This is a genomic window from Helicobacter sp. MIT 03-1614 (assembly GCF_000762925.2).
In the GTDB taxonomy this organism is placed as follows: Bacteria; Campylobacterota; Campylobacteria; order Campylobacterales; family Helicobacteraceae; genus Helicobacter_C; species Helicobacter_C hepaticus.
Genome location: NZ_JRMS02000006.1, coordinates 24,529 through 49,604, shown reverse-complemented (window position 1 = coordinate 49,604; position 25,076 = coordinate 24,529). Strand labels below are relative to the sequence as shown.

The 25,076-nt window shown below is 35.4% G+C and carries 27 protein-coding genes and 1 tRNA gene; 15 read left to right on the top strand and 13 right to left on the bottom strand.

All coding sequences use genetic code 11. The annotated features are described in order from the left end of the window. Window positions 1-13: 13 nt before the first annotated feature. From LS66_RS05330 to LS66_RS05275, 12 genes are all read right to left on the bottom strand, one after another. Complete coding sequence (locus LS66_RS05330; RefSeq protein WP_011116442.1) at window positions 14-523, bottom strand: NADH-quinone oxidoreductase subunit B family protein; 510 nt, start codon at window positions 521-523, stop codon at window positions 14-16. Next, window positions 505-909, bottom strand: coding sequence for an NAD(P)H-quinone oxidoreductase subunit 3 (locus LS66_RS05325; RefSeq protein ID WP_034364789.1), 405 nt, complete (start codon window positions 907-909; stop codon window positions 505-507). The genes LS66_RS05330 and LS66_RS05325 overlap by 19 nt, the downstream gene beginning before the upstream one ends. A 128-nt stretch (window positions 910-1,037) precedes the next feature. After that, window positions 1,038-1,754 carry a YebC/PmpR family DNA-binding transcriptional regulator gene (locus LS66_RS05320; RefSeq protein ID WP_034364787.1) on the bottom strand — a complete coding sequence of 239 codons (717 nt, stop codon included), beginning with the start codon at window positions 1,752-1,754 and terminating at the stop codon, window positions 1,038-1,040. A 120-nt stretch (window positions 1,755-1,874) separates the two neighbouring features. Continuing rightward, a complete protein-coding gene (hemB, locus tag LS66_RS05315) occupies window positions 1,875-2,852 on the bottom strand; it encodes a porphobilinogen synthase (protein WP_034364784.1) in 978 nt (325 codons plus the stop codon). A gap of 10 nt (window positions 2,853-2,862) precedes the next feature. After that, window positions 2,863-4,122: an ArsS family sensor histidine kinase gene (locus tag LS66_RS05310; RefSeq protein ID WP_034364782.1), complete on the bottom strand. Its 1,260-nt coding sequence runs from the start codon at window positions 4,120-4,122 to the stop codon at window positions 2,863-2,865. A gap of 14 nt (window positions 4,123-4,136) precedes the next feature. After that, a complete protein-coding gene (locus tag LS66_RS05305; RefSeq protein WP_034364779.1) occupies window positions 4,137-4,817 on the bottom strand; it encodes a response regulator transcription factor in 681 nt (226 codons plus the stop codon). A gap of 407 nt (window positions 4,818-5,224) precedes the next feature. Next, window positions 5,225-5,572, bottom strand: a complete 348-nt coding sequence (locus LS66_RS05300) for a hypothetical protein (RefSeq protein ID WP_034364777.1) — start codon at window positions 5,570-5,572, stop codon at window positions 5,225-5,227. After that, window positions 5,554-5,817 carry a tol-pal system YbgF family protein gene (locus LS66_RS05295; protein WP_011116451.1) on the bottom strand — a complete coding sequence of 88 codons (264 nt, stop codon included), beginning with the start codon at window positions 5,815-5,817 and terminating at the stop codon, window positions 5,554-5,556. Before LS66_RS05295 ends, LS66_RS05300 begins: the two co-directional genes overlap by 19 nt. A 76-nt stretch (window positions 5,818-5,893) precedes the next feature. Next, a complete protein-coding gene (locus LS66_RS05290; RefSeq protein ID WP_052057250.1) occupies window positions 5,894-6,697 on the bottom strand; it encodes an ATP-binding protein in 804 nt (267 codons plus the stop codon). Beyond that, window positions 6,687-6,992, bottom strand: coding sequence for a hypothetical protein (locus LS66_RS05285; protein ID WP_052057249.1), 306 nt, complete (start codon window positions 6,990-6,992; stop codon window positions 6,687-6,689). Before LS66_RS05285 ends, LS66_RS05290 begins: the two co-directional genes overlap by 11 nt. A gap of 3 nt (window positions 6,993-6,995) precedes the next feature. Beyond that, window positions 6,996-8,327 carry an MFS transporter gene (locus LS66_RS05280; RefSeq protein ID WP_011116454.1) on the bottom strand — a complete coding sequence of 444 codons (1,332 nt, stop codon included), beginning with the start codon at window positions 8,325-8,327 and terminating at the stop codon, window positions 6,996-6,998. Between the two features lie 16 nt (window positions 8,328-8,343). After that, on the bottom strand, window positions 8,344-8,877 hold the full coding sequence (locus LS66_RS05275) for a peptidylprolyl isomerase (RefSeq protein WP_011116455.1): 534 nt from the start codon (window positions 8,875-8,877) through the stop codon (window positions 8,344-8,346). A 140-nt stretch (window positions 8,878-9,017) separates the two neighbouring features. Between LS66_RS05275 and LS66_RS05270 the strand changes: the two genes are divergently transcribed. The 15 genes from LS66_RS05270 (at window position 9,018) to LS66_RS05200 (ending at window position 23,627) form a co-directional block, all read left to right on the top strand. After that, the gene (locus tag LS66_RS05270) at window positions 9,018-10,013 is read left to right on the top strand and encodes a hypothetical protein (protein ID WP_226989487.1); all 996 of its coding nucleotides are present in this window, start codon (window positions 9,018-9,020) and stop codon (window positions 10,011-10,013) included. Window positions 10,014-10,182: 169 nt separating this feature from the next. Beyond that, window positions 10,183-11,514, top strand: coding sequence for a S41 family peptidase (locus tag LS66_RS05265; protein ID WP_034366118.1), 1,332 nt, complete (start codon window positions 10,183-10,185; stop codon window positions 11,512-11,514). 15 nt (window positions 11,515-11,529) lie between these two features. Continuing rightward, window positions 11,530-12,240, top strand: coding sequence for a phosphoribosylaminoimidazolesuccinocarboxamide synthase (gene purC / locus LS66_RS05260; RefSeq protein WP_034366116.1), 711 nt, complete (start codon window positions 11,530-11,532; stop codon window positions 12,238-12,240). Window positions 12,241-12,249: 9 nt separating this feature from the next. Then, window positions 12,250-12,492: a phosphoribosylformylglycinamidine synthase subunit PurS gene (gene purS, locus LS66_RS05255; RefSeq protein ID WP_011116460.1), complete on the top strand. Its 243-nt coding sequence runs from the start codon at window positions 12,250-12,252 to the stop codon at window positions 12,490-12,492. Then, on the top strand, window positions 12,489-13,157 hold the full coding sequence (gene purQ / locus LS66_RS05250) for a phosphoribosylformylglycinamidine synthase subunit PurQ (protein WP_034366113.1): 669 nt from the start codon (window positions 12,489-12,491) through the stop codon (window positions 13,155-13,157). Before purS ends, purQ begins: the two co-directional genes overlap by 4 nt. 12 nt (window positions 13,158-13,169) lie before the next feature. Further along, the gene (locus tag LS66_RS05245) at window positions 13,170-14,264 is read left to right on the top strand and encodes a hypothetical protein (RefSeq protein WP_011116462.1); all 1,095 of its coding nucleotides are present in this window, start codon (window positions 13,170-13,172) and stop codon (window positions 14,262-14,264) included. Next, window positions 14,248-14,976 (top strand): lysophospholipid acyltransferase family protein, encoded by a 729-nt coding sequence (locus LS66_RS05240; RefSeq protein WP_034366111.1) that lies wholly within the window; start codon window positions 14,248-14,250, stop codon window positions 14,974-14,976. Before LS66_RS05245 ends, LS66_RS05240 begins: the two co-directional genes overlap by 17 nt. A gap of 12 nt (window positions 14,977-14,988) precedes the next feature. Continuing rightward, window positions 14,989-15,064, top strand: a tRNA-Ala gene (locus LS66_RS05235). 128 nt (window positions 15,065-15,192) lie between these two features. Further along, window positions 15,193-16,608, top strand: a complete 1,416-nt coding sequence (locus tag LS66_RS05230; RefSeq protein WP_034366108.1) for a quinone-dependent dihydroorotate dehydrogenase — start codon at window positions 15,193-15,195, stop codon at window positions 16,606-16,608. Window positions 16,609-16,638: 30 nt separating this feature from the next. After that, window positions 16,639-17,937 carry a pitrilysin family protein gene (locus tag LS66_RS05225; RefSeq protein WP_052057346.1) on the top strand — a complete coding sequence of 433 codons (1,299 nt, stop codon included), beginning with the start codon at window positions 16,639-16,641 and terminating at the stop codon, window positions 17,935-17,937. A 2-nt stretch (window positions 17,938-17,939) separates the two neighbouring features. Further along, window positions 17,940-18,821 (top strand): 4-hydroxy-tetrahydrodipicolinate synthase, encoded by an 882-nt coding sequence (dapA, locus tag LS66_RS05220; RefSeq protein WP_034366106.1) that lies wholly within the window; start codon window positions 17,940-17,942, stop codon window positions 18,819-18,821. Beyond that, the gene (locus tag LS66_RS05215; protein WP_011116467.1) at window positions 18,818-19,621 is read left to right on the top strand and encodes an enoyl-ACP reductase; all 804 of its coding nucleotides are present in this window, start codon (window positions 18,818-18,820) and stop codon (window positions 19,619-19,621) included. Before dapA ends, LS66_RS05215 begins: the two co-directional genes overlap by 4 nt. 41 nt (window positions 19,622-19,662) lie before the next feature. After that, window positions 19,663-20,988, top strand: a complete 1,326-nt coding sequence (locus tag LS66_RS05210; RefSeq protein WP_034366123.1) for an apolipoprotein N-acyltransferase — start codon at window positions 19,663-19,665, stop codon at window positions 20,986-20,988. A 105-nt stretch (window positions 20,989-21,093) separates the two neighbouring features. Next, window positions 21,094-21,855 carry a hypothetical protein gene (locus tag LS66_RS05205; RefSeq protein ID WP_034366103.1) on the top strand — a complete coding sequence of 254 codons (762 nt, stop codon included), beginning with the start codon at window positions 21,094-21,096 and terminating at the stop codon, window positions 21,853-21,855. A gap of 107 nt (window positions 21,856-21,962) precedes the next feature. Next, the gene (locus tag LS66_RS05200) at window positions 21,963-23,627 is read left to right on the top strand and encodes a tetratricopeptide repeat protein (RefSeq protein ID WP_034366101.1); all 1,665 of its coding nucleotides are present in this window, start codon (window positions 21,963-21,965) and stop codon (window positions 23,625-23,627) included. 25 nt (window positions 23,628-23,652) lie between these two features. On the opposite strand, the gene LS66_RS05195 is transcribed toward LS66_RS05200, so the two are convergent. Beyond that, window positions 23,653-25,059, bottom strand: coding sequence for a sodium:alanine symporter family protein (locus tag LS66_RS05195; RefSeq protein WP_011116471.1), 1,407 nt, complete (start codon window positions 25,057-25,059; stop codon window positions 23,653-23,655). Window positions 25,060-25,076: the final 17 nt, after the last annotated feature.

Sequence of the window (25,076 nt, the reverse complement as noted above, 5' to 3'; positions counted from 1 at the left end):
ACTTTACCTTTTGTCATATAAGTCGTTTTGGTTTAAGATGAGGTAGGGCTTTTTGCCTACGAATCTTTTGTTGAAGCACCATTATAGCATATTGCAATGTCTCTGGGCGTGGCGCACAACCGGGTAAATAAATATCCACGGGTATGATTCTATCTACACCTTGCACAGTGGCATAGGTATTAAACATTCCACCCGTATTTGCACAGCTGCCCATAGAAATAACCCATTTAGGTTCTGGCATTTGGTCATAAAGACGGCGAACAAATTCAGCGTGTTTTTTAGTAACAGTGCCTGATATAATCATTAAATCAGATTGACGAGGTGAAGCACGAAAAATTGAACCAAATCTATCAAGGTCAAAACGACTACCACCAGTTGCCATCATTTCAATAGCACAACACGCTAAGCCGTAAGTTACTCCCCAAAGCGAATTGCTTCTGCTCCAATTAAGAAGTTTATCAACACTGCTCAGAACAATTGGTAAGCCATTGTTTTGAGTATAATTTACTTGATGCTCTGCCATGAAAATGCTCCTTTTTTCCACGCATAAATGAACCCTACAAGCAAAAAGCCGATGAAACTTAGCATTTCAAAAAATACAAAATTTCCAAGTCCGATATGTGTAAAAAGTTTAAAATCAATTGCCCAAGGCACCATAAAAATGACTTCAATATCAAAGAGGACAAACAAAAGGGCGAAAATAAAAAAGTGCGCAGAGATTCTATTTTGTTGTTTAGTGGGGGTGGGACCACACTCATAAGTAGAAAGTTTGAGTTTTTCTCTATCTTTTTTAGCGAGTTTTCTTGAAATAATGCGTTGCAGACGGAGGGTAAGAGTAAAGGCAACACAGGTTAGCACAAACAATACAAATACACCGAAGTATGGGTGTTCAAATGTAGAATGGCTCATTTTAATTCCCTTTTGTTGTAAAGCTTTAAATAACCAAATTATAATGCTAGATTCTAAAAAACAATACTTTTGGTAAAAAAATATTTTACAAATATATAAATCAGGTTACTTTTTTACCCTTAATTGACTTATTCAATGTTTGTATAAACTGCTTGGACATCATCATCATCTTCAATTTTATCAAGGAGTTTTTCAATATCTTGCATTTGTGTTTCGCTTAGGCTAATGGGTGAAGTAGGGATTCTCTGTAGGGTAGCCTTAGAAATAGGAATATTCAAATGCTCAAACCCTTCACTCAAGCGTCCAAAATCTTTATAGTCTCCATAGGCAATATGATAGATTCCCTCCTCACTCTCTCTGCTTTCTAATTCCTCAAGTCCATAGTCAATAAGTGCCAATTCTAATTCTTCTATATTTTTGTCTGTGTGAAATTCAAATGCACTTTTGCGCGCAAACATAAACTCAATAGAACCATTTGTAAGGATACTTGCGTTGGGGGTTTTGTTAAAATAGCTTTTAATATTTGCAATAGTTCGGGTAGGATTATCTGTTGTGCATTCAATAAAAATAAGCACACCATAAGCAGCCTTACCCTCATAAGTAATTTCGCTAAAGATTCCATCTTTACCACTAGCACGCTTAATGGCTGCGTCAATATTATCTTTTGGCATATTTTGTGCTTTAGCATTAGCAATAGCTGTGCGCAGTTTGGCATTCATTGCTGGGTCTCCTCCACCTTCTTTTGTTGCAACTGTGATAGCCTTTGCAAGTTTGGGGAAAACTTTGCTCATTTTATCCCATCGTTTTTCTTTGGCTGCTCGGCGGTATTCAAATGCTCGTCCCATATGGAAAATCCTTTATTTTAGAATCTAAAATATGTATTATAGCCAAAGCACAGCTTTATATGCAATGTTTTGTTCAAAGCAGTAGGGAATAGATTTGGTATACTAAAGTATCAAATTTCTTTATTGAAACTTATGCAATATTTGCGCTACTTCTTTAGTATGATAGCTGATGATAATATCTGCACCTGCGCGTTTAAATCCTGTGAGTGTCTCAAACAATACTCTTTCATAATCAATAAGCCCTGCTTTTTGCGCACATTTTAGCATAGCGTATTCACCACTGACATTATATACAGCTAAGGGGAGCAGTGTGCGGTCACGAATATCACGCACAATGTCTAAATACGCAAGTGCAGGTTTTACCATAAGAATATCCGCTCCCTCTGCCTCATCTGTTAGACTTTCTAAAATTGCTTCTCTGCGATTTGCTGGATCTTCTTGATAAGAATTTCTATCACCAAAACTTGGTGCAGAATTTGCAGCATCACGGAAAGGTCCATAATAGCCACTTGCAAATTTTGTTGAATAACTCATAATGGGTATATGATTAAAACCACTTTTGTCTAAATATATGCGGATGGTTTCTACCATACCATCCATCATTGCGCTTGGTGCTATCATATCTGCTCCACAAGTAGCAAGCACTACGGCTTGTTGTCCGAGAATCTCAAGTGTTGCATCATTATTTACGCTGCCAAGATTTTGGTCTAAAATACCACAATGTCCGTGGTCTGTATATTCACAAAAACATAAATCAAGCGTAACTATCATCTGTGGAAATTGTTTTTTAATAGCTTTTGTTGCTTGTGCAATAATACTTTTATCACTTAGAGCTTCGCTTCCACAAGAATCTTTATGGTTTGGCAACCCAAAGAGTATAATGTGATAAATACCTAATTTGAGTAGCTCTTCGCATTCTTTGAGGAGATTATCAATACTGAATTGATAGACTTGAGGCATAGAGGTAATTTCATTTTTGATTCCTTGACCTTCAATAACAAAAAGTGGATAGATAAAATCTTCTTTATCAAGTCGCGTTTCTCTTACTAATGCTCTCATAGGCGCTTTTAATCGTGTGCGCTTTAATCGTCTAAACATAGATTCTCCTCTATTTTGGTTTTTTATCAACAAGACAATAGTTTTCAACTACGCAATGATGAATAATAAAAATATTATAACCATTTTTGTGTTTATAACTTAGGTTAAAACCTTGATTATCAAGGGTATTTTTAATGATATACATACCAAGTCCAAAGCCTTGTGATGAAGGGTTTTTATGATTTTTAAAATAAGGCTTAAAATAGGCTTTAAGCTCATATTGGAGCGGCTCACCTTTAGAGCTCGTGTAAAGTCTATCATTCTTTGTATATACTGATACTTTACCATCATTGCTGTATTTAATAGCATTATCAAGGAGGTTTTTAAGCGCAATAACAAATAAATCAAAATCCGCTTTAATAAGGGCGTGAGGCGAACTCAGTGTGATAGGGCTAGATTCATCAATAAGGAGCATATCTTCTGTATGACTGATGAGATCTTGGAGCAGAAATTCTTGTTTGTTAAGATGATAGTTTTTAGAAGTAATTTGTTCAAGCTTTGCAAATTCATTTATAAGCTCATTAAGGCGTGTAAATGCCGAGCAAAGCTGTTGTTTATGTGTAGAATCTTGCACCATTTCTGCAACAATGCGTCCTTTGGTAATGGGAGTTTTAAGTTCGTGCATAATTGAGCGCAAAAGGAGACTGCGGGATTCATTAAGGGATTTAATTTTGTTTGAGGCTTTGTAAAATTCGTGATAAAGTTCCCCAATTTCATCTTTGGTGTTTTGCTCATATTGAGTATTGAAATTACCTTCTGCAAATAGTTTGACTTGACTTTTAAGAATCTTAAGGGGCATAAGGCTTTTAAGCACGATAAAAAATACAAAAGTAAGCAATATAATGCCAATGAGAGTAATTACATAAAAATCTTCATAAAGCTTTCGTGAATTATCCTTATAAAGGATAGTTTCATTATGGCTTTCAAGAAGAATATAAATACCATTTTGTGTATTAATTGCCTTTGCGAATACTCCACTAAAGTTATCTGGAAGTTTACCTACTTCTTGAAGAACTTCTTTGATTTTTTCTTCTTCTGCGGGGACAAATTGCATACTTTGAAGATATTGCTTGATAATATTGAGATTTCCACCATATTGCATAATTTCATTAATTGTGGCTGTAAATTGTTTGTAACGAAATTCAGAGAGGAGATTCTCATTTTCAATATGGTCTTGAATAAAATAATAAGAAATTGCAAAAAAGCTAAACAAGGCACAGAGAAATAAAATGACAATTTTAAAAAAAATTGAATGCCGAAATTGAAACATAGAATCTCGCTATTTTATGTTTCAAGTTTATAGCCCACACCACGCACAGAGATAATGTATTGTGGGTTTTTTGGATTTTCTTCAATTTTAGAGCGTAAGCGTCCAATGATGACATCAATACTTTTATTGGAGCTTTCAGGGTTAATGGATTCAGATTCTATTGCAATGGCTTCGCGTGAAAATACGTGCCCCTTTTTACTAATAAGTAATGTAAGAATCTCATATTCCGCACGCGTAAGTTCAAGTTTTTTCTCTTTAAAAAAGACTTGGTGGCTATACTTATCAATTCTAAACACGCTATCTTTTTCTTTATCTTGCTCTTTAACGCTTTTTTTATTACAACGTCTAAGTAGAGTTTGGATTCTCACAACAAGCTCTTTTGGGTCATAAGGCTTTGAAATATAATCATCAGCTCCAGATTTGAGTGCCTCAACTTTATCATCAACATCACTTCGCGCAGAAGAAACGATAATAGGGATACTATTTTGCTTTGCTACACGCTTGCATACTTCTAAGCCATCAAGATTAGGTAGAGTCAAATCAAGAAGGAGAATATCAAAGTGTTTGGCATTGACTGCGCTCATACCCGTATAAGGTTCATCATAGTTGGTAACATTCATATCATATTGCCCGAGATAACTTGTTATAATTTCTGCTAATTCCACATCATCTTCAATCATTAAAACTTCTAACATAGTCCAAACCTTTATGTAATGTAGTCTATTAAGGTATTAAAAATGAGGATTGTATAATAAAAAACTTGTTAGATAGCTTAAGAGCTTTTATCTAGGCAAGATTCTATATAAAAAGATACTTTAAAAAGGAAATATTGTAACTTACTTAAAGTTAGTATGGAGGAGACGCCGCTAAAGTGGGGGACTTTAGCGGTATCAATAAAGGTTTGGTTATCGGTAAATGCCTTGAGGAAACAAGGAGGAAGTTGGAGGGGGATAACCTCCTTTTGAGATGGCATTTACATATGGGTTAATCCATCACCTCGCCCTATCTCATTCGGGTCAAAAGGCTAAGAAGCATTGTAAGGGAGAATATTAAATGAAAATTTAATAGCAATGCAAATTTTTTGGTAGATTCTAGAAAAATGTTATTTTTTAAGGTCATTTAGCCGTTCTTGTATAACGCTAAGTTGATATTCAAGGAAATTTATTGTGATGTTTAGGCGAGATTGTATGTCTTTATTTTGTGGGGCATTCAAGCCTTCAAAAAGCACTAAAAGTCGCTCTTGAAGTAACTCTAAAAATTCACATTCTTCGCGTAGAGATTCGTTACTTTGATGAAGTCGTTGAATTGTAGAGAGCTGTGAAGGTGTAATGGGTGCAATTTTGCTTTCACTTGGATTTATAATCTGAAGCTGTGTGAGATTGTGCTCTTGTGGTGTATCATTTGTCGAAAATTCATTGAGGGTTTCAAGTATTAAATCTTTGAGTTCCATTGGAGTAGCCACCTTTGAAATTGAATTGAATCCTCTTGAGATTGAGGATTAACAAAAAGCTCTTTTTGAATTTGATTTGTCGGAGGAAAATGTTTTTGAACAAGCATTAAACGTTTGATTGCCGTTTGCGCCTCTTTATTTTCAGGGTGTGCTAAAAGAATTTCACGATAAATTTTAAGCGCATCTTCTTTGAGCCCTTGTATCTCATAGATTCTTGCAAGAGCAACTGATTTAATGCTTTCCATAGATTCAACTCCTTAAGTAATGAGATTAGATTCTATAATGATTTTGTTTGTAAATACTTTAAAAAGTTTGTTATTTTCAAGTGTCAAGATAGCGTTTATCGCAAAAGCTTCCTGCGTGGATATTGCTAAAAGCATTTTTAAGAGATTTGAAAAAATCTGGGTTTTGGGATTCTATATTTTTGAGAAATTGTTTTGTTGATTCTCTACTATGAGGCTTTTTATCAGAATCTAACCAATTAATGGGACAATTACAATCAGGTGCAATATAAATGTGATTACTTGCAATGAAATCAATAATCTGTCGCTCACGCACAAAGATTAAAGGACGGATAACCTCCAAACCATTTTGCGCACGATATGTCGGTGGCATAGAACGCATCGCTCCATTATAAGTAAGATTCATAAAAAAGCTTTCCGCCGCATCATCAAGATGATGTGCAAGGGCAAGCTTATTGAATCCTCCCTCTAATGCCTTACTATATAAAGCACCGCGTCTCATACGAGAGCAAAAGCTGCAATAAATTGTGCCTTCTCTTTTATTTTCTTCTAATATCTTATAAATATCTGTGCGGTAGAGTTCGTAAGTAATCCCTAATTTCTCGCAATATTCAAAAATATATTCATATTCGCCACCTCTGCCATAATCAATTGTAATAGCTTTAAAATCAAATTTAAAAGGGGCGTGTTTTTGCATATAAGATAATAATGTAGCAAGCAGAATAGAATCTTTGCCTCCGCTTAAGCCCAATAATACTTTATCCCCCTCCTTAATGAGTTGGTATTGTGCGTTTGTTTTCCCAACAATACCAAGAATCTTTTTGCTTATTGTAGGTGTTTGTGAAAGATTCTCTTTTTTAGTTTGGATATGGTTATTTGTCATTTTTATTTTTAGCTTTATCTTCTTCTGGGAATATGATTTCTATGAAATTTCCACTTCCATCTAGTGTTTCTATCCTTATGACATTATCGGGGTTTTCTTCATCAATATTATCTTTTTGTTTGTCTGATTCTATATTATTAGGCATTGTGCCCTTTTTAGCAATTATATTTTTATCATTTTTTAAAATAATACTTTTTTTTGAAGTATGTTTTTTGAAGTAATCTCTATTTTGATAGATTAAAAAACATAAGTAAAGCCCCATTACAGAGGCAATGATGATTTTCTCATAGTCCATAATTTAGCCTTTGTTTAATGTAGATAAGATTTGCTCTTTTTTTATGAGTGTATCATCGTATTTGATAATAGCAATATGCTCATTTTGATTGATATACCATTCAATAACACCCTCAAGTGTATCAAGTGTGCTAAGTGCTTCTAGCGAATATTGCTGGTTATCAAGAGGAAGATAAATGTTTTTGTGATTGCGTGGATTACTCAAAAATACTATGAGCAATACTGCCCATATTATACATACTACTGCGATAATAAGCGAAAGTTTGAAAAGTCCTATTTCTTCATAGAGCCAACCCCCACACATACCACCAAGAGCAGAACCCACATAGCCAAGTGTTGTAAAAATACCAAGTGCTGCACCTTTTTGATGTGCTTTTGGATAACGACTTGCTAGGGATTGCATAATAGGCTCGTGGATAGCAAATCCTATGAAAAATATAAATACACCAATTGCAAAAAGCACAATGCTTTCTTGTGGAATAGAAAAAGCCATTAAAAAATATGACAACACAAAGGCAAAGATACCAAAAAGCATCACGGCTTTGAATTGTCCCCTTTTTTGTGCAAAAACTGATGATGGTCCCATAGCAAAAACACCTACAAGTGCAGCAGGAGCATAAATATACCATAGTTTTTCTTCAGCCATATCAAACTGGTGAGTAAGGGCAAGACTGATGCATACAAAGGCAAAAATCATTAAAAACTTTTGCAAAAATGCGCTTAGATTCATAATAAGGAGATTTTTATCTTTGAGCAGGGCATTAAATGTATTGTCTTGAAAGTGGTATTTCACACTTGGTGTATCAGGCACTTTCCAATAAAGGATAATAAGAGAAATCACACAAAGCCCACTTGTGATAAAAAAAAGAGTGTTTAGTCCATAATGGCTTGCAATAATAGGGCTTAAAAGCATAGCAAGAACAAAGCTAATAAAAATACCTCCTCCCATAACAGCCATAGCCTTATTGCGTTCCTCTTCTTTGACTAAATCAGCAATTTGTGCGCTTACCACACCTCCAATTGCCCCAACACCTTGTAAAAATCGCCCAATGATAAGCATAGTAATATCGTTAGAAAATGCACATACAAGAGAGCCAAGCAAAAAAATGATCAAGCCAATACCGACAACGTGTTTGCGATTGTATTTATCGCTCCATACACCAAAGGGTGTTTGAAAGATGATTTGTGTAAGTGCATATCCACCAGCTGCCATTCCAGCAAGAAATGCACTCGTGTGAAATTCATCAGTGTAAAGCCCAATAATGGGTAACACAATAAAAAGTCCAAAAAAACGCAAACTTGAAATAAGTGCAAGAGGAAAAATCTGCTTTATCATTGTTACTCTTTTTGGTTTAGTCTGTAATATCTTGAAGAGATTCGCAAATAGTGATAGATTCTATAAGAGAGCCTTCTTTAATTTTATCTAGCACAGAGAAACTTTGTGAATCTTGTGCCTCAATGCCACCAAAAATTGTATGCTCTCCATCAAGATGAGGTTGTGGTGCAAAACAGATAAAAAACTGGCTACCTCCTGTATCTCGTCCAGCGTGAGCCATAGAGAGTGCTCCCTTAATGTGTTTATGTTTATTGTTACTTAATTCACATTTAATACGATAGCCCGGTCCTCCTACACCATTTCCCACAGGGCAACCTCCTTGGGCTACAAAATTCGGGATAACGCGATGAAAAGTAAGCCCATTATAGAATCCACTTTGGGCTAAAGTAGCAAAATTAGTAACACTCTGTGGGGCAGCATTACCAAAAAGTTTAAGTTTTATTGTGCCAATAGATTCCCCATTTGGTGTAGCAACCTTTATGAGGGCGTAATTAAGCTTTGCCAACTCTTCTTCTTTAATCTCGTATACTTTAAGTTCTTCGCGAAACATACATTAACTCCTTAAGGTTTAAATTAGTAATTGCCCCATACATTAAATAAAGCAAAACAATAAGAAAGTATTTGGCATAAAAAAGTCTAGCTATTCTACCGATATTAGTTTAATAATTTTTCAATAAAAAGGTAAGCTAGGTGTTAAAACAGGGTGTGATTTTTATCGCTCTATGGGGCATTGTATGTATAGGTTATGTGAGCGCACTTAATGCTTCAGAGGATTCTATGGAGGAAGTAATGGATGGGTATGAAAGTCCTCAAAAGTTGTTTATGAATCTTGATAAAACTCAAAATATTGATAATAAAAAAAAATCACAATCTGCACATTCGCAGCAAAAATCCAAGAATACTAATAAAATGCGACCACAGGATATAAAATTGCCATTGCTTCCTCAATGGATTTATAGCACAGGAATTGTAGAAACTTCATTTACAGATGGTTCTTTTAAACGTGGATTGGGAACATTACTTAAAAATGGTTTGTACCTTACTTCATCAGAAATTATTTATAATGGCAAAATTATGCCTAAAAAAATATATGTCAAAATGCAAGATGATATAAGCGCTAATATGATGTGTGTTTCGCAGCTGAGTATTAAGGCACTTGATTTAGATTTAGGACTTGCTCTTTTAAAGGTCTCTCAACCTGTAGATAGTTATTGTCAAGCACGTGATAAAAGTTATTATCACGATAGAATCTATAAGCGATTTGGTGTGGATATATTTGCTTCATATCGTGCAATTACACCGCATACCAAAGCATATTATCCCTATCTTGATAGTATGTATGTTTTTACTCCTCAAAGTTTGATGCTTGAAAAAATTGCAACATATTATGATTTTGATAAAAGAAAAAAACGAATATATGGTTTTGAAATAGAGCGAGATGCTTATGAGGAATTTACTTATGGAAGAGCATTTTATGATGAGAAAGGCGTATTTTTGGGCATTATGAGTAGAGTAGGCATAGGATATTTACCTGTATTTGTTAATCGCAATGTGATACAGAATTTTCTCTGTGATGTGCGGGATAAGGAAATGATTAATGATAATTTTGTGAATCAATCGTGTCAAAGGCTTGGTGTGAATAGACAACGCTTTTTTACAGATAGGGCAGATAGTATAAGTTTTTAATCAAATCCACATCATTGTGTATTTTTTAATAGATTCTATAATGGAGCAGATTTTGCTTATTTTTGTTTTGTTGGAGAAATATATATTTTTTATAGGTAGAATGCACATTTTGTAAATGCGACCTAAAAGAAATATGTCTACAGAATTTTATATCACAAAGGCAGTGTCAATGATGAATAAATCGCGCGTGGTTGTAGCAGGTATTATTGTTTCTTTGCTTGCGAGTTCGGCTTTATTTGTGGGGTTATCAGCTGATGAAACCCACAAAGCTAAACCAAAAGTGCAGGAAGTCAATAAGCTAGAATCTTTCAAAAAGCTTCGTCGCATTATGGCGATAGTAGAAGAGTCTTATGTTGATGAATTAAGTCTTGATGAGATTGTCAATAAGGCAATAGATGGATTATTAAGCAATCTTGATGCGCATTCAAATTATCTTAACAAAAAGAAATTTGATGATTTGCGCGCCAATATTGATGGTGAGTTTGGTGGCATTGGTATCACGGTGGGCTTAAAAGATGGTGCTTTGACAATTATTGCACCTGTTGATGGCACACCCGGAGACAAGGCAGGGTTAAAAAGTGGCGATGTTATTGTGAAGGTAAATGACAAAAGCACGATTGATATGAGTATTGATGATGCAGTAAATCTTATGCGTGGCACACCTCGCACAAAGGTGGAGCTTACTATTGTGCGTAAGGGTGAAGCAAAACCTCTAAATTTTAGTATTGTAAGAGATATTATCAAGATGGATTTTGTAAAGGTGCGCAAGATTCAAGATACTGATTTTGCATATGTGCGTGTAGCATCGTTTGATAAAAATGTAACGCGGAATGTATTAAGCTCGCTCAAACAAATGGGTAAAGTAAAAGGTATTGTGCTTGATTTACGTAATAATCCGGGTGGAGCACTTGACCAAGCAGTTGATTTGAGTAGATTATTCATCAAAAATGGTGTGATTGTTACCCAAAAAGGACGCAATAAAAATGACAACGTTGAATATAGAGCAACAAATGCTCCTTATGCTTCTGTGCCTATTGTTGTGCTTGTTAATGGTGGAAGTGCAAGTGCAAGTGAGATTGTCGCAGGTGCATTACAAGACCATAAACGTGCCGTTCTTATCGGGGAACAAACATTTGGTAAAGGAAGTGTGCAGACATTTATGCAACTTGACCAAAATGAAGGCTTAAAACTCACTACTGCTAAATATTATTTACCAAGTGGAAGGACGATTCAAGCAGTGGGCGTAACACCTGATATCATCGTGTATCCCGGTGTAGCACCAGAGAATGAGAATAGTTTTAGCATTAAGGAATCTGATTTAAAAAGACATCTTCAAGGCGAGCTTGAGAAGGTTAATGAACAAAATACAAAGACAGAAACAGCGAGTGATGATAAGAAAAATATTACCCAAGCAATGATATATCAAGATATTCAACTTAAAAGTGCCATTGATGTGCTTAAAGCGTGGGGTGTGATTGGTGCTTTAAATCCAAACAAGTAATAGGGAGTTAAATCAATGGAAAAACGAGAAATGCTATATGAAGGGAAGGGTAAAAAGCTTTTTGCCACAGATGATGAACATATTGTAATTGCAGAGTTTAAAGATGACTTAACAGCTTTTAACGCAGAAAAAAAAGGTAAGGAATCGGGCAAAGGTGAGCTAAATTGTCAAATTAGTTCAGTTCTTTTTGAGCTTTTAGCACGGCATAATATAGCTACACATTATATCAAGCGTCTTAATATGAGTGATATGTTGTGTAAAAAAGTAACTATTATTCCTATTGAAGTGGTTGTGCGTAATATTGCTACAGGTTCGCTGACAAAGCGTTTAGGCATAAGCGATGGAAGTATTCTTTCCCAGACGCTTGTTGAATTTTATTATAAAGATGATGCACTTGGCGACCCATTAATTAATGATGAGCATTGTAAGATTTTGGGCATTATAAAGGAGCAAAGTCAGTTAGAGATACTTAAGAGCCAAGCACGTCAAATAAATGAAATTTTGAAAGCATTTTTTGATGAAAAAGGTTTGCGACTCGTTGATTTTAAGCTTGAATTTGGACACGATAGCGCTGGAAATATTATACTTGCCGATGAAATTAGTCCTGATAGTTGCCGTCTATGGGATAAACAAACAAATCAAAAACTTGATAAAGATAGATTTAGGGAGAATTTAGGCAGCGTAAAAGTTGCCTATGAAGAAGTATTACGGCGGATTTTAGTATAGAGGATAAAAATGAAGGTAAAAGTTCTTGTTTCACTTAAAGAGGGGGTGCTTGACCCTCAAGCAAAGGCTATTGCTCACGCATTATGTGCTCACGGATTTGAAAGTTTGCAAAGTGTGAAGCTTTCTAAAGAAATTATTTTAGATATACAAGAGAATAATGCAGATAAAGCATATAATTTAGCACAAAGTATGTGTGAGAATTTGCTTGCCAATGTAGTAATTGAAGATTATTCTATTGAGATTCTTAAATGAGTGTAGCTATTGTTAGATTTCCGGGCACAAATTGTGAGTTTGACACGCAATATGCCTTTTCTTTATTCGGGGGAGTTACTTATATTGTGTGGCATCAAGATAAGAGTTTGCCAACAGATTGCCATCTTGTTGTGATTCCGGGAGGCTTTAGCTATGGGGATTATTTACGTTGTGGAGCTATTGCGCAGTTTTCACCTATTATGAGAGTGATTAAGGATTTTGCTTTACAAGGTGGCTATGTGCTTGGTATTTGTAATGGTTTTCAGATTCTATGCGAGGCAGGATTATTGCCCGGTGCTTTAAAACGCAATATTAATTTACATTTTATTTCACAGATGCAATCACTTAGAATCGTAAGCAAAAATAATGCTTTTTTACGTTCCTATGCTCCAAATCAAGAAATAAGATTGCCTATTGCCCACGCTGATGGAAATTATTTTATTGATGAGAGAGAGTTATTAAAACTTAGGGCAAATGAGCAAATTTTACTTGAATACACAGATAATCCTAATGGTTCGGTAGATTCTATTGCTGGAATATGTAATGAGAAAAAAAATGTTTTTGGCTTAATGCCCCACCCCGAAAGAGCTATTGAAGATATGCTTGGCAGCTGTGATGGCAAAGCAATGCTTGATAATCTTTTGCATATTGCAGAGATGAAATAAGAGGTGAGAATAATGAAAATGTGGAAAATTATTTGTTATATTTTATTGATGGGTTTATGTTTGAATGCGTTAGCAGATACGACTAAACCCAAGATTGCTTATATAAATGTGAGTTTTCCAAGTGCAGATACAGGCTTGTATGTTGGGCAAGATATAGAAGTAAAATATAGCCTTACTTTACTTTCTGGTGCAAAGCTTGCTTCTGCTGAGTTTATAGACCTTTCTGCAAAGAATAATGTAGAGTTAAGAAATAAAGGTGCAAGTTGGCAGCAAGGCATAGATGGTGTATTAGTTAATACATACATATATAAAATTATGGGTAAAGATGTTACACTCCCACCTTTGCGTATTAAGGCGATTTCAAATGATAAGAGCTATGAAGAGGAAATCATTGCTAATGGAGCAAAATTACAAGCTATTGAGCTTTCTCATAATGCTTCTTATGTAAATGTCATTGCTGATGCAATGGAAGTAGTTGATTATCGTGTAAAAGAATATGATGAAGCTAACAATATTATTATATTCCAGATTGAAAGCAAAGGGGCAAATCTAAATACGATGAGATTTACTCAATATCAAAAACAAGGCTTGGAGAGTAGTAAGGTTGTTGATGGTGTAACTTATGGCATTTATTATGTAGTGCTTGATAAATCTATTCGCAGTCTTTCATTTGATTATTTTAATCTTACACAAAAACAGTTTGTAAATATCACATTGCCGATTAATCTTACACGCAATATTATTGATGAGAGCGGAGATATTAAGCCACGCAATACGTTTTTGATATTTAAGAATCTCTTAGTGGGTGGATTGATTATTTTTGTTGGAATTATTTGGGTTGTATTTAAAAAAGGACGCAAAATAACACTAAGTATTCTTGTTTTACTTGTGCTCGTATTACTATATAATATATTTTTTAGTGCAGTTTCAGGTATAGCACAAGCTGGAGCAAATATTAGTATTATTCCTACGCATAATTCTACAATTACGGAAGTAGTCAAAACACCCATAGAAGTAGCAATTATTGGTGAATATGGAGATTATTATAAAGTAATGATAGAAAATCGTGTAGGTTGGATAAGGAAAGAATATGTTAGCAAAAATTAGAGCATTTCTTGCCACTCTCTCCATCGCCATTTATCTTCCCGTCATTATTGCCCAAATCTATCTTACGCGTAGTTGGCGTAATGGTAGATGGGCAAGAAAGCAATGTCGTTGGTTTTTTGGATTTAATAGATTGAATGTAGAGCGTATAGGTGAATATGATAAAGATGCACAACTTTTTGTCGTCAATCATCAGAGTGTAACAGATATTATTTATTTTGAGGGATTTCACCCTGCAAATTTGTGTTGGGTGGCTAAAAAACAGCTTGGGGAAATACCTTTATATGGGCACGCACTCAAAGCTCCAGATATGATACTCATTGATAGGGAAGATAAAAAAAGTATCGTCTTTTTACTTAAAGAAGCAAAAAGACAGCTTGCTCAAAATCGTCTTATTGCCATTTTTCCTGAAGGCACAAGGAGCGATGGAGGGGAAGAATTTTTACCTTTTAAATCGGGAGCAAAGATTCTCGCATCAAAGCTTAAACTTAGAATCCAGCCCGCAGTTCTTATTAATATGCGTAAGCTATATAATAGTTCATCTATGTCAATAGAGTCAGATAAAGCGCGAGTGGTTCTTATGGAGGCTTTTACACCAGATTTTGATGATGAACAATGGTACGAAAAACTCCAAAAGAATATGCACGATGTGTATTTGAAACATTATTATGAACTCAATCAGAAGCCTTTAAGTAATAACAAGGCAGAATCCTAGCCTTAAGATTTTGGGGTGTTAGCTCAGTTGGGAGAGCGCAACGCTGGCAGCGTTGAGGTCAGGGGTTCGAACCCCCTACACTCCACCATTGTTTTCTATGCAAGTTTCTTCAATCTATTTTAATGCTTAAAATATTGTTATGCGTGAGTTTATTTTTTTTGCTACAATAGCACCTTAAGTTTATTTCTTTAACTCATAACTTCATTGAGGTGTCTTATGTCATTGTATAAAATGCTTTCCCCTTATCTTTTTAAGCTTGATGCTGAAAAGGCTCATTGTATGGCAGAATTGGCACTTAAGCATATAGTGCCTTTGCCTTTAGTGCAAGATTATGTAGCTGGAAAATATTGTGTTGTTGATGAGCACTTAAATATGGAAGTTGCTGGTCTAAGATTCTACAATCCAGTAGGTTTGGCTGCAGGATTTGATAAAAATGCAACGATGGTGCGAGGACTTTCGGCATTGGGATTTGGCTTTTTAGAGATTGGCACAATTACCCAATCTCCTCAAGAGGGAAATCCAAAACCTCGCCTTTTTCGTTATGTAGAGGAAAGAAGTTTGCAAAATGAAATGGGGTTTAACAATCAAGGTTCGCTTGAAATAGTGCAACGCCTTAAAAATATTTATCCTTATAGTATTCCGCTTGGGATTAATGTAGGTAAAAATAAAATTATTGCACAAAGCGATTCGCTTAAAAATTATGAAAATGTTTTACTTGATTGTTTGTCTGTGGGAGATTATTTTGTTTTTAATCTCTCCTCTCCAAATACACCGAATTTACGTGATTTACAAAATGTGCATTTTGTGCAAGAGCTTTTTACTATGGCGCGCTCATATACTCAAAAACCGCTTTTTATAAAAATATCTCCCGATATGGATAAAGATGAAATGCTCAAAATAGTTGAAATGAGTATCAAATATGGTGCAAATGGTGTGATTGCAACAAATACCACTATTGATTATGCTGTGCTTACAAATGCAAGGGAGACAGGAGGCATTAGTGGTGAGGCATTAAAAAAGAAGTCAAAAGAAGTGCTTAGAATCTTAAGTGAAGCATTTTTTGGCAAAACTGCACTTATTTCTGTTGGAGGCGTTGATAGCGCACTTGAAGCTTATGAGCGTATCAAGCTTGGTGCATCACTTGTGCAAGTGTTAAGTGGATTAATTTTTGAAGGTCCAAGATTGTGTCAACAAATCAATGAGGGGCTACTTCAATATTTAAAAGAAGATGGTTTTACACATTTGTATGAGGCAGTAGGGCAGGATATAGCCCATAAGCCAAAACGTGGAAGAAAATCAAAAGCGGCACAGGCATTGGATTCTTTGGATTCTATGGAGGTAAATACAGAGATTTCCACAAGCCTTCGCACAAGCAAATCCAAAAAATCTGCTCAAAAAGTAGAATCTCAAAAGAAACCAGCTACTACAAGAAACACAAATGCAAATAGAGCATCTGCAACAAAAAAAACCGCCTCAAAGGAAAATGCAAAAGCACAACAAAAGTTAGATTCTACAGAATCTCCAAAGCCAACGACACATAAGAATGTAAACTCTGCCAAGAAAAACTTATCTAACTCACAGCCCTCATTATCTAAAGTGAGGGAAAATACGGCAGAGATTCCCAAAGAGTAAGCTGTGAAGTTTTTGATTTTAGGAGTATTAATGAGTATTTCTAATATGGTGAGCACCCCATCATTGGTCCCAAGTTCCTTGCCAAAACATTATACAAAACATCTTGATAATGGACTACAAATTGTGGTCGTGCCATTGAATAATAAGAGTGGTGTAATTGAGACAAATATTTTTTATAAGGTTGGAAGTCGTAATGAAGTAATGGGCAAAAGTGGCATCGCACATATGCTTGAGCATTTAAGCTTTAAATCCACGGATAAGCTCAAAGCAGGAGAATTTGATGAGATTGTAAAAGGCTTTGGAGGTGTGAATAATGCTTCAACAAGCTTTGATTATACACGTTATTTTATTAAATCAAGCGTTGAGAATCTTGATAAATCTTTAGAGCTTTTTTCTGAACTTATGAGTAATCTTTTGCTAAAAGAAGATGAGTTTGAACCCGAACGCAATGTAGTAGCAGAGGAGCGATTGTGGCGGACAGATAATTCACCTATGGGATATTTATATTTTCGTTTCTTTAATACTGCTTTTGTCTATCACCCTTATCATTGGACACCTATTGGTTTTATGCAAGATATTCAAAGTTGGAATATTGATGATATTCGCTCATTTTATCGCACTTATTACCAACCACAGAATGCTATTGTATTAGTAAGTGGCGATATTGAACCAAATGTTGTTTTTCAAAGTGCAACTCAATATTTTGGAAAACTTAAAAATACTTCTTCGGATATTCCGCAAGTTAGGGCAAAAGAGCCAAAACAAGATGGTATGAGGCGCAATATAGTAAAAAAAGATTCTCAAGTGGAGTTTCTTGCTATGGGATATAAGATTCCTAATTATTTAAGCGAAGACCAAGTGGCATTAAGCGCAATAGGCGAGATTCTAAGCGCTGGTAAATCAAGTATTTTTCAGAGAGAACTTATTGATAAACAGCAAATTGCCACTAGCGCATACGCATATAATATGGATATGAAAGATGAGAGTGTATTTTTACTCATTGTTGCGGCAAAACAGGGTGTCAGAGCTGAAAAAATTGAAGAAGAAGTGTATAAGATATTAGAAAATATTAAAAAAGGTCATATTTCCCAAGAAGAGCTTGATAAGGTTAAGGTCAATACGCGTGCAAATTTTATTTATAGTCTTGAAAATTCTTCAGAGGTTGCAGGGCTTTTTGGGAGTTATCTTGTGCGAGGAGATATTAAACCATTACTTTCTTATGAAAGAGATATAAATACTCTTAACTTAGATAAGATTCAGCAGGTAGCAAATAAATATTTTGTAGAAGATACACTAAGTGTGGTGATTTTAAAGGACAAGGGGAGGTGATTATGGTTTTTGGGGCAATGAGTGCATTAATCACACCATTTATAAATCATAAGGTTGATTTTGAAACATATGAAACACTCATTAAGCGGCAAATTACCTATGGTATGGACGCTTGTGTGCCAGTAGGCACGACAGGAGAATCGGCTACACTTTCGCATAAAGAACATATGGAATGTATTGAAGTTGCCGTAGCGGTATGTAGGGGTAGTAAAGTAAAAGTGCTTGCAGGCGCAGGGAGTAATTCTACAAGCGAGGCAAAAGAACTTGCACTTTTTGCCCAAAAATGCGGTGCAGATGCGCTATTATGTGTTACACCTTATTATAATAAACCTACACAAGAGGGTTTGTTTGAGCATTATAAGGCTGTGGCTAATGCGGTGGAGATTCCTGTAATGCTTTATAATGTTCCATCACGCACAGGAGTAAGTATAGAGATAGAAACTGCTAAACGTCTGCGTGATGCTTGTAAAAATATTTATGCAATTAAGGAGGCAGCTGGACTTATGGAAAGAGTCGTGGCTTTTGGTGCAGAAGTGCCTAATCTTGCACTTTTAAGTGGAGAAGATGTAATCAATTACCCCATACTTGCAAATAATGGTAAAGGCGTTATATCTGTAACCGGTAATCTTTTCCCACAAGAGATTGCTGATTTAACGCATTATGCTTTACAAGGTAATATGGAAAAAAGCTATGAGATTAATACAAGGCTTTATGAGATGAACAAGATACTTTTTTGTGAAAGTAATCCTGTGCCCATTAAAGCGGCAATGTTTTTAGCAGGATTATTAAAAAACTTGGAATATCGTTTGCCATTAGTGCCACCTTCTAAGGAAAATATGGCTAAAATACAACAAATCTTAGAAAAATACGAGGTGAAAGAATGAAAAATGCTCAAGATTCTACAACACATTTTATGAAAGGCAAAACACTTGTTATTAGCGGTGCGACACGAGGTATTGGCAAGGCAATTTTATATAAATTTGCTCAAAATGGTGTAAATGTCGCTTTTACTTATAATAAAAACGAAGAGGAAGCCCAAAAGATCGCTCAAGATGTTGAAACTAAATATGGCATTAAAGCGAGATTTTATCCACTCAATGTGCTTGAACCAGAACAATATATAGAATTATTTAAAAAAATTGATGAAGATTTTTCACGCGTAGATTTTTTTGTATCTAATGCAATTATTTATGGCAAAAGTGTAGCGGGTGGATTTGCACCATTTATGCGACTTAAACCGCGTGGGCTTAATAACATTTATACAGCAACCGTGCTCGCTTTTGTTGTAGGTGCGCAAGAAGCAGCTAAACGTATGAAAGAAGTTGGTGGTGGAGCTATTGTTTCTTTAAGTTCAACAGGGAATCTTGTGTATATGCCAAATTATGCAGGACACGGAAATTCTAAAAATGCAGTAGAAACTATGGTAAAATATGCAGCGACAGAGCTTGGCGAGTGGGGCATACGCGTAAATGCAGTGAGTGGAGGACCTATTGATACCGATGCGCTCAAAGCATTTCCTGATTATGCACAAGTAAAAGCTAAGGTGGAGGAAGAATCTCCTCTTAATCGTATGGGGACACCTGAAGATTTAGCAGGAGCAGCATTTTTTCTTTGTGATGAAACGCAAAGTGCGTGGCTTACAGGACAGACAATCGTTATTGATGGTGGCACAACATTTAAATAATGTCTTATTTACATTCAATACAGCTTTATTTTATGCGATTAATGAGGCAAATACGCCTCAGATTTATTTCTATACCTTATACGCATTTTTCTTTTTATAAACCACAGACTTACAAACCAACAATTCTATGGCATTTTATATCTTTTATATTTGCATTTTTATATGTGTTACCTTTTTATGCGCAGTGGGTTTTGGAAAGTTATGATAAAGCAATATCACCATTACTTGCTTCATTACTTGGTTTATTCAGTATTGCAAGTGTGCTTTTTGTTCCTAAAAATCGTCGCTTTGGCGTTGGATTCTTTATTGGAATGCTATGGTTTTATTGGATAAGTTTAGGACTTAGATATTTTGATATGAGCTTTCTTATTCCTTTAGTTGTAATAGCTTGTGGTATTTTTATGGGTTTTGTATTTTATATTGGTCTATGGTGTGAATGTTTGATTGTGCGATTTGCGTTTTTATTACTTTTAAGTTATCTTACACCTTTTGGCTTTGATTGGATTGTGCCAGAGAGTGTATTTGCATATAGCTATATTGGTGTGGATAAATTAAGCTTTGCACTCTCAATTCTCGCTCTATGGATTTTATTTAAGTATAAAACTTGGTGGAAGTTAGGAGGAGTGATTTGCCTTGTTTTTGCACTTGATTTTGGACTTAAGGATTCAAAAATACAGAATCTACCCCCACTTAAAATTAAACTTGCTCAAAGTGCTGTGAGTCAGGATTTTGATTATCGTATGAGAGAAGCAAAAAGCATATTTAGCGAACATATAAGTGATATACAAAAGGCAATTAATGAAGAATATGATGTGATAATTCTACCCGAGAGTGCATTTTATGTGCCTTTAGATTCTCAATATTTTCCATATTTTGACTCGCTTTTAGAGATGAGCCATAAAATTGTTATTATTGTGGGGGCATTACGTGAAGAGATACACACAGATGGAAATGCATTTTATTTCAATAGCACCTATAAATTTGATAAAGGCAAAGTTTCTTTCTACGATAAAGTCCATCTTGTGCCTTTTGGTGAGACTCTCCCCTCTTTTTTACTGCCACTTGTAAATACATTTTTTCAAGGCATTGGCGGATTTAGTGCTGGGAAAGATTTTGGATATTTTGATATTGCAGAAATAAAATTTAAAAATGCTATTTGCTATGAGGGAAGCAATCGTGGATTCTATGCGGATTATCCACAATATGTGATTGTAACAAGCAATAATGCGTGGTTTGTGCCAAGCATTGAGCCTATATTACAAAAAAATTTGATGAAGTATTATGCTCGGCTCTATGGCAGTGTAATTTTCCACGCAACAAACCTTTCTCCCGCTGCTATAATTACACCTTTTGTTTCTTCTAGGTGAATGCCGTAGAAAATCACTTAAGAGAAAATATAAAAAACCGATTTTAAGCCGATATTAGTTTATTATGGTATCATAGGCAGTTTAAACCATAAAAGGAGTTATACAATGGTAAAAAAAATGTTTTTAATGTTTGTATTGGCTGGAAGTGTGGTGTTAGGTGCACCATCAAATAATCAAAAATCGCTTGGTGATGCGAAAAAACAACTTTTAGGGAATTTTGCAAGTGGCTCTATTCTCAGTGGTTCTAATAAAGCGGGAAATGTAGCGCGTTGGTATCTATTCAACGAAGGACATTTGGGATATTCATATTCAAGCATTGGTGATTTAAATTTACATTCTGCAGATATTGGTTATTCAGTATATATTACTGCTATTAAGTCTGCAAGCGGTTTGCGTCCTTATATTGGGACAGAGATTACTGCACCTATATATTTAAAATTCACAGGAAACTCAAACGCATTCCTAGATGGTGTTGTTAATAATTTGCCCGGTGGTTCAAAAGTAATGCAAGATATAGGCTTTAATGGCTGGGGTGTGCAAGTGCCTGTAATTGTAGGTGTGCAAGCGCGTTATTTTTATATTCAAGGTATGGTAGGTTATGCTTATCATAGTTTAAAAGAGCCTTATTTTGTGAGTGATGTGCAAAATGATACTTCTTTAGAACATACTTATCACGGGCTTACCTATGGTATTGGAGCGGGAGTTAAGGTATCAAATGTCTTTAGTGTAGGGTTGCGCTATGTAATGGGACAAATGACAAGCTCTTCACGCACACCCGGTGCTAGTATCAATGCAAATGCAGTGAGGCCAAAAGATTTTAAAGAAGACTACCAACGTATTTCTTTGATTTTTGGTGTAGTATTTTAATTTTTTCTACTCTATAATGTGCCACCTTTTAGGGAAATCTTAAATAAATCCTAGAGGGTGGCATTTTTTTTGCTTAAACTTTTGGAGGAAATCTTCAAAGGTAATATATGTCTCAACAGCATTTTAATATTGATTCTGCTATGCAAATGGCGTATCAGCTTTATGAATCAAAGTCTTATCATCAATGTGCGGATATATGCATTCAGATTCTAAGTATAGACTGCACAAGGGCAGATATATGGAATCTCGCAGGTATTGTTGCACTTGAACTCAAAATATATGAGAGAGCAATAGAATATTTTACTCAAGCTAGTAAATACGAGCCTAAACAGGTTAATCACAAGCTCAATCTTGCTGAAGCTTATCGCCGCAGTGGGAATCCTAAACATTGTATTGAAGAGCTAGAAGCAAGTTTGTTGCAAGAGAGCACTTTAGAGCATAATTCAACTTTTCATTTTAATCTTGCCAAAGCTTATTCGGATTTAGAAGATTCTCAAAATTCAATAAAACATTATGCGATTGCCATTAAACTTGACCCTAATGATTTGGGTGCTATGTTTAATCTTGCAAATGCACAAGTAAGTATCAAACAATTTGGTGAAGCGATAGAATTGTATTTGAGTGCGTTGAATAGAGGCTACTTAGATGCAGGTGTGAATCTTGCGCATACTTATGTGCAAATTGGGCTTTTTAGTAAAGCCCTTGAGGTTTATGCGGCGATTTATCAATATTATAAAAATGATGCGGATTTTTTATTTAATTATGCTAATGCTCTTAATTATGCCAACGCAGATATGCAGCTTACCCAAACGCTTTATCAGCAAGCCATAGCACTTAATCCTGCAAAGGTGGAATATTGCATTAATTATGCGCATTTTTTGTTACGTCATTTGCACTTTGAGCAAGGTTTTAGAATCTACGAAGAGCGTAAAAAGTTACCGCAGATGTTGCCACAAGGAATAAATAATATATGGCAATATAACTTAGAATCCAAAGGGGCACAGCAGTTTGAGGGTAAAAAGGTGCTTGTATATCACGAGCAGGGACTTGGAGATTCTATAATGTTTGCACGATTTTTACCCTTGCTTCAAAAATATGCCCAAAATGTAAGCGTCATCGTTCAGCAGCCACTTTTAAAGTTTTTTCAAATGTTAGAGATTCCTAGTGTATCCCATAGAGATGAGGGGATGGATTTTGATGTGGCGATTTCACTTTTATCTTTGCCACTTGCACTCGGAGTAAGTAACATACAAGATTTGTACTTTGCACCTTTTATGATGCAAAGTCAAGATAAACATCAGTTAGAAAGTGAGAATAAAAAGGTAAGAAAAATTGGAATTTGCTTTAGCACAGATTCGGAGTTTCCTGAAGCAGCAAATAAAAATATACCACTTGAGGTGCTTATGAGTGCTTTAGAAGGATATAAGAAAAATCATAATATAGAGATTTATTCACTCAATAAAGCACAACACGATACAGATGGATTAGGCAAATATGGTATTAATCAGTTGCCTATGGAGGATTTTGTTGATACATTTCATATTATTAAAGATATGGATATGGTGATTAGTATTGATACAGCCGTAGCACATTTGAGCGCAAGTGTGGGCAAACACACCATAGTTCTTTTAAATAAACGTTATGATTGGCGTTGGGGCAATGGCATCTTTACTCCGTGGTATGAAGATGTGGTATGTATGACACAAAGCAAAATGAACGATTGGAGCGATGTAGCACAAAATTTAAAAGCATATCTCAAAGCGTGGATTTAAGGCATAGATTCTAAATTTATAGAATCTACTTCCAAAATTCAGTATTGTAAATACCTACATCAGCAGCTTTAAATGTTGGATTTTTTCCTTCTTTACGTTGTTTTTCATAATCTTTGAGCACCCTAATAGCGATATTGCTTAAAAGTAAAATAGCAATGATATTAACACTTGCCATAAAGCCCATAAAAATATCAGCCAAATCCCACGCAAGCTGCAAATTAAGCTGTGCACCAATAAAGACCATTACTACTGCAGAACATCTAAAAATTTGCAAGGCAAGTTTATTGTTTGTGATAAATTTAAAATTTGCCTCTGCATAAAAGTAATTTCCAATGAGCGAAGTAAAGGCAAACAGCACAATAGCAATACTCACAAAGAATAAGCCAAAAGTGCCAAAGTAGCCTTGCATAACATTTTGCATTAATATCATACCTTTTAATTCGCTTGTATTGCTTAAATCGGAGCATAATACCATAAAGGCACTTGCCGAACAAATAATGAGTGTGTCAATAAAAACAGAGAGTGTTTGTACCATACCTTGTTTAGCCGGGTGGCTTGTGTGAGCAGCTGCAGCGGCATTGGGTGCAGAACCCATACCTGCTTCATTAGAGAACAATCCACGTTTTATCCCAATAACAATTGCACTTCCTGCAAAACCGCTAAAAATGGCTTGAAAATTAAAGGCTTCTTTCAAAATATTGTTAAAAATCATAGGTATTTTTTCTAGATTCATACCAATAACGATAAGTGCCACTACAAGATAACCAAAAGCCATAATAGGGACAAGCACTGATGAAATGGTTGCAGAACTTTTGCCACCACCAAAGAAAAAGAATGACACAAGAGCAGCAAGAATAAGTCCAACAAAAGCAGTAAAGCCCCCCCCCTCGTTAAAAACTTCATTGCCTACAAAAATCTCAAAGGCTGATGTAAGCGTGTAGGATTGCAAACCATTGAATCCATAAGTAAAACACAAGATAAGTGATATGGCAAAAATAATGCCAAGTGCGCGAGAATGCAAAGCTGTTTCAATGTAATAAGCAGGACCACCTTTGTAGCGATGCTCCCCATCTTTGCGTTTATACACTTGAGCAAGAGTAGATTCTATAAATGCGCTTGCCCCTCCTACAAGTGCAGTTACCCACATCCAAAACAACGCACCAACACCACCGCTTACAATAGCGATTGACACTCCTACAATATTGCCAATGCCTACGCGTGAAGCAGTGGAAATCATCAGTGCGCCAAAAGGTGAAATATGTTTTTGATGACTGCGTTCATTAAGCACCATAAAAGCATCTTTGAGAAAACGAAGTTGAATAAAACGTGTGCGAATACTAAGATATAAACCACAAGCAATCAAAGCAAAAACGAGCCAATAAGTATATAAAAACCCATTTGTGCTATCAATTATATTGTGTAAAATGTCCATTGAGATTCCTTATTGAG